This is a genomic window from Pseudomonas sp. MM227 (assembly GCF_947090715.1).
Lineage (GTDB): Bacteria > Pseudomonadota > Gammaproteobacteria > Pseudomonadales > Pseudomonadaceae > Aquipseudomonas > Aquipseudomonas baltica.
On sequence record NZ_OX352319.1, the window covers coordinates 1,379,701 to 1,392,471 of the forward strand.

Below are 12,771 nucleotides of genomic sequence, written 5' to 3' on the forward strand. Positions count from 1 at the left end.
CGGAATGTGGTGTTTGTGCAGGCTCAGGAGGCCTGCACCTTCGATGCGGACGCTTCGGCCGACCCGTTGTTCGAGTTTGGCAAATGGCGTGCGATCAGTACCCGGTACGCGCCGGCGCCCAGGCAGGCACCTACGATCGGCGCCACGATGGGAACGATGAAATAGGGAATCGTGCGGCCACCGGTGAAGGCTATTTCACCCCAGCCGGCGATGAACGTCATCAGCTTTGGACCGAAATCCCTGGCCGGGTTCATGGCAAAGCCGGTCAGCGGCCCCATGGCACTGCCGATCACGGCGATCAGCAAGCCCACCAGCAGGGGCGCCATGGCCCCGCGCGGAAGACCATTGTGCTCGTCGCCCAGGGCCATGATCACCGCCATCAGGATGGCGGTGATGACCATCTCGACTAAAAAGGCCTGACCGATAGACAGCGCCGCATGGGGGTAGGTGGAGAAGATGCTCGCCGTTTCGAGGCTCGCTTGCGTGCCCCTGACGATGCCGTGGGTTTGTTCGTAATCGAAGAACAGGCTGCTGTAGAGGGTATAGACCAGTGCTGCGGAACAGAACGCGCCTGCCACCTGAGCCAGAATGTAGAAGGGCAGCTTGCGTTTCTCGAAGCCGCCGAACAGGCACAGGGCGATGCTGACCGCAGGGTTCAGATGGGCACCGGACACGCCCGCCGTCAGGTAGATCGCCATGCTCACGCCGACGCCCCAGATGATGCTGATTTCCCACAGGCCGAGGCTGGCACCTGCGACCTTGAGCGCCGCGACGCAGCCTGTGCCGAAGAAGATAAGCAGTGCGGTGCCGAGAAACTCGGCAGTGCACTGGCCCGACAGGGTCGGTTGTTGCTGTGCGGTCATCGTGTATTACCCCAATTGTTTTTTTTGTCTGACGCCGTTTTCGGCGCCTGGAATCTGTCGTCGTACGATCCCCATCGCACGTCGCAGTACAGCCTTCGAGCACATTGTACTATCGTGCCTATCTTCACAAACGAAAAAATATAGACAAGAAACGCCGCTGTCAAAGGTCGAAAGCGAACGAGTTCGTTCATTGCCTGCGAACTTTTCCGCGCATTTCCGGCAAAGCCACGGTTGGCGTGGCTTGCCCGCCTGTGTCCTAATGCCGGGCATGTTTTTTATTTGTCTGGAGTCCCTGCATGACCCCCGCCCTGGACCTCTTGAAGAAGCACCGCGCCGAGCATCGAGTGCATGCCTATGAACACGATCCCAAGGCAGCTTCCTATGGGCTGGAAGCGGTGGAAAAGCTCGGTCTGACCGCCGCGCGGGTGTTCAAGACCCTGCTGGCGGCGAGCGAAAGAAGCGAGCTGCTGGTGGCAGTGGTGCCGGTGACCGGCACCCTGGATCTCAAGGCGCTCGCGCATGCGGCCGGCGTGAAGAAATGCGAGATGGCAGATCCGCAGGCTGCGCAGCGAGCCACGGGGTATCTGCTGGGCGGGATCAGCCCGCTGGGGCAGAAGAAGCGCTTGCGGACCTTCATCGACCAAACCGCCGAGGCATTGCCCAGCATGTTCGTCAGCGCCGGCAGGCGCGGGCTGGAAGTCGAGCTGGCGCCGCAGCTGCTGGCCGAGCACACCCAGGGTCGCTTCGCCGATATCGGCCGCCCTTGATGCACCAAGGAAATTATTCATCGACTCGACGAGTCGAACGCCGATAGCCAGACGGCTTGGCCGCCACCCCTTTCCGCAACAGCGAGGATTGCCATGCAACTGGATTTCCATCAGGTCGATGCGTTTACCCAACAGCCTTTTGCTGGCAACCCGGCAATGGTCTACCGCCTCGACAGCTGGCTGGCCGACGAGCTGATGCAGAAGATCGCCGCCGAGCACAACCTGGCGGAGACCGCGTTTTTGGTTCGCGAAGCGCAGGGCTGGCACATCCGCTGGTTCACCCCGCGCACCGAGGTGCCCTTGTGTGGCCACGCCACCCTGGCCAGCGCCTACGTGCTGTTTCATGTCTATGGGGAGACAGCGTCGAGCCTGTCATTCGCCAGCCGCTCGGGCAACCTTACCGTCAGCCGCGAGGGCGACCGGCTGTGGCTGGACTTCCCGGCGATGATGCCCGAGGAGCAGTTGGGCCTGACCTTGGAGGTTGAGCGTGCCTTGGGTTGCGAAGCGGTCGACGTAATGGCGGCGGCGTCGCTGTTCGTCCTGCTGGAGTCGGAGCAGGCGGTACGCCAGTGCCGCCCGAACATGGCGGCCCTGGCACGCTTGCCCTGGCCCGGGGTGATCATTACCGCCCGGGGCGACCATCAGGACTTCGTTTCGCGCTACTTCGCACCTGCCATCGGCATCGACGAGGACGCGGTCACCGGCTCCACCCATTGCAGCCTCATCCCGTACTGGTCGAGGCGTCTGGTCAAGACCAGCCTCACTGCCTACCAGTGCTCGGCGCGGGGTGGCGAGCTGTTTTGCCGGATGGAAGGCGAACGAGTCAAGATCGGCGGCTACGCCACGTTGATCAGCAGCGGCCGGCTACTGCTCGGTGCCCAGCCCTGATTGCGCCGAAGCCAGTGTGCCGGCCTGGTCGTCGAGCAGCGCCATGAAGGCCCGTGCCGCGTTCGACAGGGTCCGTTCGGTGTGCAGGATATAGCCCAACTGACGGCTCAACTGCACGCCGGGTAGCTGGAAGCGTGCCACTTGCTCGTCGAGCATGGTGCGCGGCAGCACACTCCACGCCAGGCCGATCGACACCATCATCTTGATGGTTTCCAGGTAGTTGGTGCTCATGGCGATGTTCGGGCTCAGGCCTTGCGCCTCGAACAGGCGGCTGACGATGTGGTGGGTGAAAGTATTGCCGCCCGGAAACACCGCCGGATGTTCGGCGATATCGCTCAGCTTCACCACCGCCTGCAGGGCCAGCGGATGTTCCGGGGCGGCGACGAAATCCAGCGGGTCATGCCACACCGGTACCGAGCGCACCAGGTGATGGGGCTCGGGCGCCAGGGTGATCACCGCCAGCTCCGCACGTCCGTGCAGGATCTCCTCATAGGCCACTTCCGAATCGAGAAACTGGATGTCCAGGGCGACCTTGGGGTACATCCGCGTGTAGGTGCGCAGCAGCGAGGGCAATCGGTGCAGACCGATGTGGTGGCTGGTGGCGAGGGTCAGGCGGCCCGTCACGTCGCCGCTCAGGTTGGTCAGGGCGCGGCGGGTGTCTTCCAGCACATCGAGAATCTGGTAGGCGCGTGGCAGCAGGGCCCGGCCGGCCTCGGTCAGATTGACTTCGCGGCCCAGGCGATCGAACAAACGCACGCCCAGCTGCAATTCCAACCCGGCGATGCGTTTGCTGATCGCCGGCTGAGTCAGGTGCAGCCGATCCCCGGCCCTGGAAAAACTGCCCACTTCGGCGATGGCTATAAAGGCATTGAGACTGGCCAGGTCCATGCGCGAATTCCTTTTGGTTATCCAAAGTATGAAAATTATGAATTTGAGTTATTCAAGATAACCTCATAGCATCACCCCTACAAGCCAAGCGGTTATAGGCATAGAAAAGACAGCAAGACTGATGAGGAAACGTCTGATGGCCGGCAAAACGCTCTACGACAAGCTCTGGGATTCGCATTTGGTCAAGCAGCGCGACGATGGCTCGGCGCTGATCTACATCGACCGTCACATCATCCACGAAGTGACTTCGCCCCAGGCGTTCGAAGGCTTGCGCCTGGCCGGCCGCAAACCGTGGCGCATCGACGCCAACATCGCCACGCCCGACCACAACGTGCCGACTACCCCGGAGCGCAAGGGCGGTATCGGCGCGATCGCCGACCAGGTGTCGCGTCTGCAGGTGCAGACCCTGGACGACAACTGCGACGAGTACGGCATCACCGAATTCAAGATGAACGACGTACGCCAGGGCATCGTCCATGTCATCGGCCCGGAGCAGGGCGCGACCTTGCCCGGCATGACCGTGGTCTGCGGCGATTCGCATACCTCGACCCACGGTGCCTTCGGTGCCCTGGCCCATGGCATCGGTACCTCGGAGGTCGAGCACGTGCTCGCCACGCAGTGCCTGGTGGCCAAGAAAATGAAGAACATGCAGGTGTTGGTCGAAGGTACCTTGCCGTTTGGCGTGACCGCCAAGGACATCGTGCTGGCCGTGATCGGCAAGATCGGCACCGCCGGCGGCAATGGCCATGCCATCGAGTTTGCCGGCAGCGCCATTCGCGACCTGTCGGTGGAAGGCCGCATGACCATCTGCAACATGTCCATCGAGGCCGGCGCCCGCGTGGGCCTGGTGGCTGCCGATGAAAAGACCGTCGCCTACGTCAAAGGTCGGCCGTTCGCGCCCAGCGGCGCCGATTGGGACAAGGCGGTGGAGTCGTGGAAAGGGCTGGTATCCGACGCCGATGCCCACTTCGACACCGTGGTGCGCCTGGATGCCGCGCAGATCAAGCCGCAGGTCAGCTGGGGGACCTCGCCGGAAATGGTCCTGGCCGTTGACCAGAACGTGCCGGACCCGGCGCGCGAGTCGGATCTGGTCAAGCGCGGTTCCATCGAGCGGGCGCTGAAATACATGGGCCTGACCGCCAATCAGGCGATCACCGACATTCAGCTCGACCGCGTGTTCATCGGCTCGTGCACCAATTCACGCATCGAAGACTTGCGCGCCGCCGCAGTGATCGCCAAGGGCCGCAAGGTGGCCTCGACCATCAAGCAGGCCATCGTCGTGCCAGGCTCGGGCCTGGTCAAGGCGCAGGCCGAGCGCGAAGGCCTGGACAAGATTTTCCTCGAGGCGGGCTTCGAATGGCGTGAGCCGGGCTGCTCCATGTGCCTGGCGATGAACCCGGACCGGCTGGAGTCGGGCGAGCACTGCGCATCGACCTCCAACCGCAACTTCGAGGGCCGCCAGGGCGCCGGTGGGCGTACCCATCTGGTCAGCCCGGCCATGGCCGCCGCAGCCGCCGTCGTCGGTCGTTTCGTCGACGTTCGTGAATTGATCCAGGGGGACGCAGCATGAAAGCCTTCACTCGACACACCGGCCTGGTCGCTCCGTTGGATCGTGCCAACGTCGACACCGACCAGATCATTCCCAAGCAGTTCTTGAAGTCGATCAAGCGCACCGGCTTTGGCCCGAACCTGTTCGACGAATGGCGCTACCTGGATGTCGGTCAGCCTTACCAGGACAATTCCAAGCGTCCATTGAACAAGGATTTTGTCCTCAATCACCAGCGCTACCAAGGTGCCAGCGTGCTGCTGGCGCGGGAGAACTTCGGTTGCGGTTCCAGCCGCGAGCATGCGCCGTGGGCGTTGGATGAGTATGGCTTTCGCGCCGTGATCGCGCCGAGCTATGCAGATATCTTCTTCAACAACAGCTTCAAGAACGGCTTGCTGCCGATCATCCTCAGTGATGAGCAAGTCGATGAGTTGTTCCAGGAAGTCGAGGCCGCGCCGGGTTACCAGTTGACCGTGGACCTGGCGACCCAGAGCGTGACCAGCCCGAGCGGCAAGGTCTACAGCTTCGAGATCGACGAGTTTCGCAAGCACTGCCTGTTGAATGGGTTGGACGATATCGGCCTGACCTTGCAGGACGGTGAGGCGATTGCGACGTTCGAGGCCAAGCATCGGGCCAGCCAGCCTTGGTTGTTTCGTGATTGATTGATGTAGGCAGGTTTGGCCTCTTCGCGGGCAGAGCCCGCTCCCACATGGGCGGCGAGTCCTCTACGCGCGAAGAGGCCCGCAAGGCCACCGAAAACCCAGGCACAAGGAAGCCCAGCCCATGACCCAGCACACCCAAGTCGTGCAGAAACAGTTCGGTGAACAGGCTTCGGCCTACCTGAGCAGCACCGTTCACGCCCAGGGCGCGGAATTTGCGCTGCTTCAGGCGGAGCTGGCGGGCCAGTCCCAGGCTCGGCTGTTGGACCTGGGGTGTGGCGCCGGCCACGTCAGTTTTCATTGCGCGCCACTGGTCAAGCAGGTGGTGGCCTATGATCTGTCGCAACAGATGCTCGACGTGGTCGCCAGCGCTGCCAGCGAGCGGGGGCTGGGCAATGTCAGCACCCAACTCGGCCCGGCCGAGCGGCTGCCGTTCGCCGACGCCGCCTTCGACTATGTGTTCAGCCGCTACTCGGCGCATCACTGGAGCGACCTCGGCCTGGCCCTGCGCGAAGTGCGCCGTGTGCTCAAACCCGGTGGCGTGGCCTGCTTCATCGACGTGATGTCGCCGGGCAGCCCGCTGCTCGATACCCATCTGCAAAGCGTCGAAGTGCTGCGCGACACCAGCCATGTGCGCGACTACAGTGCCGGCGAATGGCTGAGCCAGGTCAATGAAGCGGGCCTGCAGGTACGCGGGCACACTCGCCAGCGCCTGCGCCTTGAATACGCCTCGTGGGTCGAGCGCATGCGCACGCCCGAGGTCATGCGCGCGGCCATCCGCGCCTTGCAGCAAGCCGTGGGCGCCGAGGTGCGCGAGTATTACCAGATCGACGACAATGGCTCGTTCAGTACCGACGTGCTGGTGTTGTGGGCCCAGCGTTGAGCATTTATTCACGGCCCGCCCGAGGGCATGCCGTATTACCGGAATTAACGAGGAACGCATGAGCAAGCAGATTCTGATTCTCCCAGGCGACGGCATCGGCCCGGAAATCATGGCCGAAGCGGTCAAGGTGCTGGAACTGGCCAACGCCAAGTTCCAGCTGGGCTTCGAACTGGCCCACGACGTGATCGGCGGCGCTGCCATCGACAAGCATGGCGTGCCGCTGGCCGACGAGACCCTGGCACGTGCCCGTGCCGCCGACGCGGTGCTGCTGGGCGCGGTGGGCGGGCCGAAATGGGACAAGATCGAGCGCGATATTCGCCCGGAACGCGGTCTGCTGAAGATTCGCTCGCAGTTGGGCCTGTTCGCCAACCTGCGTCCTGCCATTCTCTACCCGCAACTGGCCGATGCTTCCAGCCTGAAGCCGGAAATCGTTGCCGGGTTGGACATCCTCATCGTCCGTGAGCTGACCGGCGGCATCTACTTCGGCGCGCCGCGTGGTGTGCGCGAACTGGAAGGCGGCGAGCGCCAGGCCTACGACACCCTGCCGTACAGCGAGAGCGAAATCCGCCGCATCGTGCGCGTCGGCTTTGACATGGCCCAGGTGCGCGGCAAGAAGCTGTGCTCGGTGGACAAGGCCAACGTATTGGCTTCCAGCCAGCTGTGGCGCGAAGTTGCCGAGGAGATCGGCAAGGATTATCCCGATGTCGAGCTGAGCCACATGTACGTCGACAACGCCGCGATGCAGTTGGTGCGCGCGCCGAAACAGTTCGACGTGATGGTCACCGACAACCTGTTCGGCGACATTCTTTCCGATGAGGCGTCGATGCTTACCGGCTCCATCGGCATGTTGCCTTCGGCCTCGCTGGACGCCCACAACAAGGGCATGTACGAGCCCTGCCACGGTTCGGCGCCGGACATCGCCGGGCAAGGCATCGCCAACCCGCTGGCGACCATTCTGTCGGTGTCGATGATGCTGCGTTACAGCTTCAACCAGCACGATGCTGCCGCTGCCATCGAGCAGGCGGTCAGCCTGGTGCTGGATCAGGGCTTGCGCACCGGCGACATCTGGTCTGAGGGCACCACACGGGTCGGTACGCAGGAAATGGGCGATGCAGTAGTCGCCGCGCTGCGGAATCTGTAATCTCTTGGGCCCGCTGCGACTTTCCATCGACAGCAGCGGCCCACTTTTCAAGAAGGTGTAGTTGCGATGAAACGTGTAGGTCTGATCGGTTGGCGCGGTATGGTCGGTTCCGTGCTTATGCAGCGGATGCTGGAAGAGCAGGACTTCGATCTGATCGAGCCGGTGTTTTTCACCACTTCCAATGTCGGCGGCCAGGGCCCGGCGGTCGGCAAGGACATTGCCCCGCTCAAGGATGCCTACAGCATTGAAGAGCTGAAGACACTCGACGTGATTCTGACCTGCCAGGGTGGCGACTACACCAGCGAGGTATTCCCCAAGCTGCGCGAGGCCGGCTGGCAGGGTTACTGGATCGACGCGGCTTCCAGCCTGCGCATGCAGGATGACGCAGTGATCGTGCTCGACCCGGTCAACCGCCGGGTGATCGACCAGCAACTGGATGCCGGCACCAAGAACTACATCGGTGGCAACTGCACCGTAAGCCTGATGCTGATGGGCCTGGGCGGGCTGTTCGAGGCCGGGCTGGTGGAGTGGATGAGTGCCATGACCTACCAGGCGGCTTCGGGCGCCGGCGCACAGAACATGCGCGAGCTGATCAGGCAGATGGGCAGCACCCATGCCTCGGTTGCCGATGACCTGGCCAACCCGGCCAGCGCCATTCTCGACATCGATCGCAAGGTCGCCGAAGCCATGCGTGGCGAGGGTTACCCGACCGAGAACTTCGGTGTGCCACTGGCTGGCAGCCTGATTCCCTACATCGACAAGGAACTGCCGAATGGGCAGAGCCGTGAAGAGTGGAAAGCCCAGGCCGAGACGAACAAGATTCTGGGACGGTTCAAGAGCCCGATCCCGGTGGATGGTATCTGCGTGCGTATCGGTGCGATGCGCTGCCACAGCCAGGCGCTGACCATCAAGCTGAACAAGGACGTGCCGATGGCGGACATCGAAGGGCTGATCAGCCAGCACAACCCATGGGTCAAGCTGGTGCAGAACAGCCGCGAAGCGAGCATGCAGGAACTCACGCCTACACAGGTTACCGGCACGCTGAACATCCCGGTCGGGCGCCTGCGCAAGTTGAACATGGGCTCGCAGTACCTGGGCGCGTTCACCGTCGGCGACCAACTGCTGTGGGGCGCCGCCGAGCCGCTGCGTCGCATGCTGCGGATCCTGCTGGAGCGCTGATTCCTCCAGCGTGACCGCATCCATCGCCGACGCGGCTTGCGCCGCTGCTACGGGGGCTTAGATCTCTGTAGCAGCGGCGCGAGCCGCGTCCGGATCCAACGCGTTCGTCCAGGATTACCGCATCCACCGCCGACGCGGCTTGCGCCGCTGCTACGGGGGTTGTGGTGGGGTGGTGTGCTTATTGGGCTGGGAAGGTTTCCAGCGCATGCTGCAGGCTGGCTTTCGACAATTCGCCGAGATGGCTGCCGAGCAGCTTTCCTTCGCTGCTGTAGAACAGCGTGGTCGGCAGCGCGACCGAACCCAGCGCGCGGCCCAGTTCGCCTTGGCGGTCGAATAGCACCTGAGTCAAATCCAGCCCCGTCGTCCCGGCGAAGCTCGCCACGATCTGCGCGGTTTCGCCATGGTTCACGAACAGAAAACGCACCTCAGGGTGAAGTTTCTGCATTTCCAGCAGCACCGGCATTTCTCGTCTGCAGGGTGGGCACCAGCTTGCCCAGAGGTTGATTACCATAGGTTTGCCATCGTAGCTGCGCAGCGCTACGGGTTGGCCTGTGGCGGTGTGCAAGGTGACCTCGGGCAACTGCGAGTGCCGCGCCTGCTGATACCCGTGGCTGCCGAGGCTGGCGACCGTCCAGAACAACAGGCCGCTGGCCAGGCTCCAGCCCAGCGTGCGGCGTATTAACGGGCGCCGCCAGGCATACACCAACGCCGTCAGACCGCTGACCGCCAGCCCGGGCCACAGCAGGAAGCCACCGTCGCGGATATCGGGAATCTGCCAGAGATCCTGCCGATACTGCGCCCAGTAGCGCAGCACGAAAGCCCCGCGCGCGACTACCAGGCACAGCAGGAACAGGCGAAATATCAGCGCTTCCGGATTGCTGCCAAACCCCTTGCGCGCCAGCTGCCAGCCCACGAGGCTGGCCAAGCCCAGCGCCAGCAATATCAGCAGGTGATGCAGGGAAAGGGCGAAAGGCCCTACGGCAAGGCTCAGCATGACAACAGATCCTGATGAAGTGATCCGACAAGTATGGCTGCATCAAGGTTAACCGATGGTTAACCAGCTCCAGGCCATTGTCACTGTGTGCACTCGATATCTCTCTGTAGGAGCGGTCCGTGGCCGCGAAGGGGCGGCGCGGTATATCAGACAGACCGCAGCGCCAGCTTCGCGGCCGATGGCCGCTCCTACAGGGGGGCGCTGTTCAGCGCATTGTGGGAGCGGTCCGTGGCCGCGAAGGGGCAGTGCAGTTCGCACAGATGCACCGCGGTGCGTTTTTCGCGGCCAATGACCGCTCCTACCCTGTATCAGGGGCATAATGTTGTGTTAATCACGGCCCGTCACTGTGCGGCCTTTATTCTTCGAGCGCTGTCATGCACGTATTGCTTTGCGAAGACGACGACCTGATCGCCAGCGGCATCGTCGCCGGGCTCAATGCCCAGGGGCTGAACGTCGACCGGGTGGCCACCGCCTCGGCCGCGCAGGCCATGCTGCAGGCAGCCAGCTTCGATGTGCTGGTGCTGGATCTGGGCCTGCCCGACGAAGACGGCATCAAACTGCTCCACCGCCTGCGCCAGCGTGGGGTGGCTCTGCCGGTGCTGGTATTGACCGCCCGCGACAGCGTCAGCGACCGGGTCGCCGGGTTGCAGGCAGGCGCCGACGACTACCTGCTCAAACCCTTCGACCTGCGCGAACTGTGCGCGCGGCTGCACACCCTGCAGCGCCGCGTGGCTGGCCGCACCTTGAACATGATCGAACATGGCCCGCTGCAGCATGATCCCAGCACCCGGCAGACCTGGCTGGCCGGCCAGGCGATCGACCTGTCCCGCCGCGAACAGGCGCTGTTGTACGCCCTGCTGCAGAACCGCGGCCGCGTCCTCTCCGGCGAACAGCTCAAGGACAGCGTCTACGGCTTCAGTGACGAAGTGGAAAGCAATGCATTGAACGTGCACATTCACCACCTGCGCCGAAAGCTGGGTAACGGCATCGTCGAAACCGTCCGCGGGCTGGGCTACCGCCTGGGCCCGGCCCACACCGAACCAAAAGAGGCCCCATGAGCCTGCGTCTGCGTTTGAGCCTGATCCTCGGCGCGGCCTTCGTGGTCATCTGGGCACTCGCCGCCACCTGGATGTTCCGCGATCTGCGCAGCCAGATGATGTTCTCTCTGGACCAGCGTCTGGTGGCCTCGGCACGCATGGTCGCCGGCATGGTCGACCGTTTGCCGCAACCGCTTGCGGCACAGGGCGAAGGCACCCGTTTCAGTGCCGATCAATGGAGCATTCCTGACGGCATCGCCTGCCAGATCAGCTCGTTGCGCGGCGAAATCCTTGCCCGCAGCCACAGCAATGCCGACCAGGTGCTGGACGATCAGCGCACCGGTTTTCACGATCAGGCCATCGATGGCGAGCACTGGCGCAGTTTCACCCTGGCCCGTGACGATGTGCGAATCACCACCGCCGACCGCGAATTGGAACGCGAAGCCTTGAACCGTTCGGTCATGCTGGCTGCCTCCGCGCCGGTGCTCATGGCCCTGCTCGGCAGCATCGCGATGCTCTGGCTGGGTATCGGCAAGGGCCTGGCGCCTCTCAACCGGATGTGCGAGGCGCTGCGCAAGCGCGATATCGATGCCCTCGACCCGCTGGTGCTGAAGTCGCTGCCCAGCGAACTGCAGCCGTTGCTGGACACCCAGAACCAGCTGTTTCTGCGCATCGGTCGCACCCTCGAGCGCGAACGACAACTGACAGGCGATGCGGCGCATGAGTTGCGCAGCCCGCTGACCGCGATCAAGACCCACTTGCAGGTGGCCCGCATGACCACCGGCCTTGCCCATGAGCAGGCTCTGGCGCACGCCGAGGAAGGCGCCGACCGGCTGCAGCGCACGCTCGAGCAGTTGCTGCTGCTGGCGCGGGTCGAGGGCAGTCTGTCGTTCGACGATGGCGCACCGTGCAGTGCCGAACATGTGGCGCGCCTGGCCATCGGCGATGCCAGTCAGACGGATCGTTGGCGGGTCGAGTTGCACATGCCGCCGCAGTTGCCGTCGATTGCGTTGGGCATGCCGTCGACCCTCGCGGTACAGGCGCTGCGCAACTTGATCGACAATGCCCTGCGGCACAGCCCCGACCGGGCGCCGGTCTGGCTGACACTGGCCACCGAGCCTGGCTGGGTTTGCTTCACGGTGCGCGACTTCGGCCCTGGCATCGGTGCCGAAGATTTGCAACACCTCACCCAGCGTTTCTGGCGCAGCCGCGCCAGTGCCGGCTGCGGGCTGGGCCTGGCGATCGTTCAGGCCATCGCCCAGCGTTGCGGGTGTAGCCTGGACTTCGACAGTGGCGAAGACGGCCTGCGCGCCATTTTCAGGATACCGGTCCGGCCGGTGTGAGCGGCAGTGGCTCAGCGCGCCGAGAGCGCGCTGGCCAGTTGCTGCGGGTCATTGAAGGTCTTGATGTCCACCACTACGCCATCCTTGAGTTCCAGCCACTGCACGGTTTCCCGATCACCGTTGTAGCGCGGCGCCACTCGGCCTTCTTCGTCCAGCAGGATGCGGTAGTTGAGTTTCTTCATGCCCGGGATGGCGATCCACTTGGCCACCGAAGGCATGTGCTCGATATCCGCGATGTAGGCCGCATGCCGTGATTCGAGAAAGTCCTTGGGTCGCTTCTCCATGGCAGTCCCCATCAGCTGGGCGGCGTCCATGCTGCGGGCGACGATGATCAACTGGGTCTGGTCGCTGAGCGAGTAGGGTTGTTCGAATTGGTCGAGCAGGGTCCACGGGCCCAGGCGTTCACCGATCTCCGTGGCCTGGGCAGTAAGGGACAGCAAGCTGAGAAGTAATGCGCAGCAGTATTTCATTGCGGCAAGGTCCTGGGACAGTGGGGTTTACATTAGAGCGGATCGGCCACGTGGGTACAAAGGTTTAGCGGCACCCTGGGTGACTTTTTCCGTGCTGGTCGATCGAGCAAGGT

13 protein-coding genes are annotated in these 12,771 nt (G+C 63.4%); 9 read left to right on the top strand and 4 right to left on the bottom strand.

Features of this window, described 5'->3' with window-relative positions; genetic code table 11:
- Positions 1 to 23 precede the first annotated feature (23 nt).
- Positions 24 to 863, bottom strand: coding sequence for an MIP/aquaporin family protein (locus ONG87_RS06305; RefSeq protein WP_185793885.1), 840 nt, complete (start codon positions 861 to 863; stop codon positions 24 to 26).
- A gap of 296 nt (positions 864 to 1,159) precedes the next feature.
- Here ONG87_RS06305 and ybaK point away from each other — a divergent pair, with 296 nt between their 5' ends.
- Complete coding sequence (gene ybaK / locus ONG87_RS06310; RefSeq protein ID WP_185793884.1) at positions 1,160 to 1,630, top strand: Cys-tRNA(Pro) deacylase; 471 nt, start codon at positions 1,160 to 1,162, stop codon at positions 1,628 to 1,630.
- Between the two features lie 93 nt (positions 1,631 to 1,723).
- Entirely contained in the window at positions 1,724 to 2,518 is a 795-nt protein-coding gene (locus ONG87_RS06315; protein ID WP_192136902.1) for a PhzF family phenazine biosynthesis protein, read from the top strand.
- On the opposite strand, the gene ONG87_RS06320 is transcribed toward ONG87_RS06315, so the two are convergent.
- Complete coding sequence (locus ONG87_RS06320; RefSeq protein WP_185793883.1) at positions 2,495 to 3,406, bottom strand: LysR family transcriptional regulator; 912 nt, start codon at positions 3,404 to 3,406, stop codon at positions 2,495 to 2,497. The genes ONG87_RS06315 and ONG87_RS06320 overlap by 24 nt on opposite strands.
- Before the next feature lie 136 nt (positions 3,407 to 3,542).
- Here ONG87_RS06320 and leuC point away from each other — a divergent pair, with 136 nt between their 5' ends.
- The 5 genes from leuC to asd all read left to right on the top strand — a co-directional run bounded on the left by leuC (position 3,543) and on the right by asd (position 8,814).
- Positions 3,543 to 4,976 carry a 3-isopropylmalate dehydratase large subunit gene (gene leuC, locus ONG87_RS06325; RefSeq protein ID WP_192053873.1) on the top strand — a complete coding sequence of 478 codons (1,434 nt, stop codon included), beginning with the start codon at positions 3,543 to 3,545 and terminating at the stop codon, positions 4,974 to 4,976.
- A complete protein-coding gene (gene leuD, locus ONG87_RS06330; protein ID WP_122713206.1) occupies positions 4,973 to 5,614 on the top strand; it encodes a 3-isopropylmalate dehydratase small subunit in 642 nt (213 codons plus the stop codon). The genes leuC and leuD overlap by 4 nt, the downstream gene beginning before the upstream one ends.
- A gap of 121 nt (positions 5,615 to 5,735) precedes the next feature.
- Complete coding sequence (locus ONG87_RS06335) at positions 5,736 to 6,494, top strand: class I SAM-dependent methyltransferase (RefSeq protein WP_264382455.1); 759 nt, start codon at positions 5,736 to 5,738, stop codon at positions 6,492 to 6,494.
- 58 nt (positions 6,495 to 6,552) lie between these two features.
- Positions 6,553 to 7,635 (top strand): 3-isopropylmalate dehydrogenase, encoded by a 1,083-nt coding sequence (gene leuB, locus ONG87_RS06340; protein ID WP_122479210.1) that lies wholly within the window; start codon positions 6,553 to 6,555, stop codon positions 7,633 to 7,635.
- 66 nt (positions 7,636 to 7,701) lie between these two features.
- Positions 7,702 to 8,814 carry an aspartate-semialdehyde dehydrogenase gene (gene asd, locus ONG87_RS06345; RefSeq protein WP_122479209.1) on the top strand — a complete coding sequence of 371 codons (1,113 nt, stop codon included), beginning with the start codon at positions 7,702 to 7,704 and terminating at the stop codon, positions 8,812 to 8,814.
- 178 nt (positions 8,815 to 8,992) lie between these two features.
- Here asd and ONG87_RS06350 read toward each other — a convergent pair whose 3' ends face one another.
- On the bottom strand, positions 8,993 to 9,808 hold the full coding sequence (locus tag ONG87_RS06350) for a TlpA disulfide reductase family protein (RefSeq protein WP_264382456.1): 816 nt from the start codon (positions 9,806 to 9,808) through the stop codon (positions 8,993 to 8,995).
- A 374-nt stretch (positions 9,809 to 10,182) separates the two neighbouring features.
- Here ONG87_RS06350 and ONG87_RS06355 point away from each other — a divergent pair, with 374 nt between their 5' ends.
- Together ONG87_RS06355 and ONG87_RS06360 are read left to right on the top strand one after the other, a co-directional pair.
- The gene (locus ONG87_RS06355) at positions 10,183 to 10,866 is read left to right on the top strand and encodes a response regulator transcription factor (protein WP_122479207.1); all 684 of its coding nucleotides are present in this window, start codon (positions 10,183 to 10,185) and stop codon (positions 10,864 to 10,866) included.
- Positions 10,863 to 12,188, top strand: a complete 1,326-nt coding sequence (locus ONG87_RS06360; protein ID WP_264382457.1) for an ATP-binding protein — start codon at positions 10,863 to 10,865, stop codon at positions 12,186 to 12,188. The genes ONG87_RS06355 and ONG87_RS06360 overlap by 4 nt, the downstream gene beginning before the upstream one ends.
- Positions 12,189 to 12,199: 11 nt before the next feature.
- Here ONG87_RS06360 and ONG87_RS06365 read toward each other — a convergent pair whose 3' ends face one another.
- Positions 12,200 to 12,658 (bottom strand): FAD/FMN-containing dehydrogenase, encoded by a 459-nt coding sequence (locus ONG87_RS06365; protein WP_122479205.1) that lies wholly within the window; start codon positions 12,656 to 12,658, stop codon positions 12,200 to 12,202.
- Positions 12,659 to 12,771: the final 113 nt, after the last annotated feature.

Coding starts and splice junctions, on each gene's coding strand:
- ONG87_RS06305 (WP_185793885.1), bottom strand. CDS start 863: ATGACCGCACAGCAACAACCGACCCTGTCGGGCCAGTGCACTGCCGAG.
- ybaK (WP_185793884.1), top strand. CDS start 1,160: ATGACCCCCGCCCTGGACCTCTTGAAGAAGCACCGCGCCGAGCATCGA.
- ONG87_RS06315 (WP_192136902.1), top strand. CDS start 1,724: ATGCAACTGGATTTCCATCAGGTCGATGCGTTTACCCAACAGCCTTTT.
- ONG87_RS06320 (WP_185793883.1), bottom strand. CDS start 3,406: ATGGACCTGGCCAGTCTCAATGCCTTTATAGCCATCGCCGAAGTGGGC.
- leuC (WP_192053873.1), top strand. CDS start 3,543: ATGGCCGGCAAAACGCTCTACGACAAGCTCTGGGATTCGCATTTGGTC.
- leuD (WP_122713206.1), top strand. CDS start 4,973: ATGAAAGCCTTCACTCGACACACCGGCCTGGTCGCTCCGTTGGATCGT.
- ONG87_RS06335 (WP_264382455.1), top strand. CDS start 5,736: ATGACCCAGCACACCCAAGTCGTGCAGAAACAGTTCGGTGAACAGGCT.
- leuB (WP_122479210.1), top strand. CDS start 6,553: ATGAGCAAGCAGATTCTGATTCTCCCAGGCGACGGCATCGGCCCGGAA.
- asd (WP_122479209.1), top strand. CDS start 7,702: ATGAAACGTGTAGGTCTGATCGGTTGGCGCGGTATGGTCGGTTCCGTG.
- ONG87_RS06350 (WP_264382456.1), bottom strand. CDS start 9,808: ATGCTGAGCCTTGCCGTAGGGCCTTTCGCCCTTTCCCTGCATCACCTG.
- ONG87_RS06355 (WP_122479207.1), top strand. CDS start 10,183: ATGCACGTATTGCTTTGCGAAGACGACGACCTGATCGCCAGCGGCATC.
- ONG87_RS06360 (WP_264382457.1), top strand. CDS start 10,863: ATGAGCCTGCGTCTGCGTTTGAGCCTGATCCTCGGCGCGGCCTTCGTG.
- ONG87_RS06365 (WP_122479205.1), bottom strand. CDS start 12,658: ATGAAATACTGCTGCGCATTACTTCTCAGCTTGCTGTCCCTTACTGCC.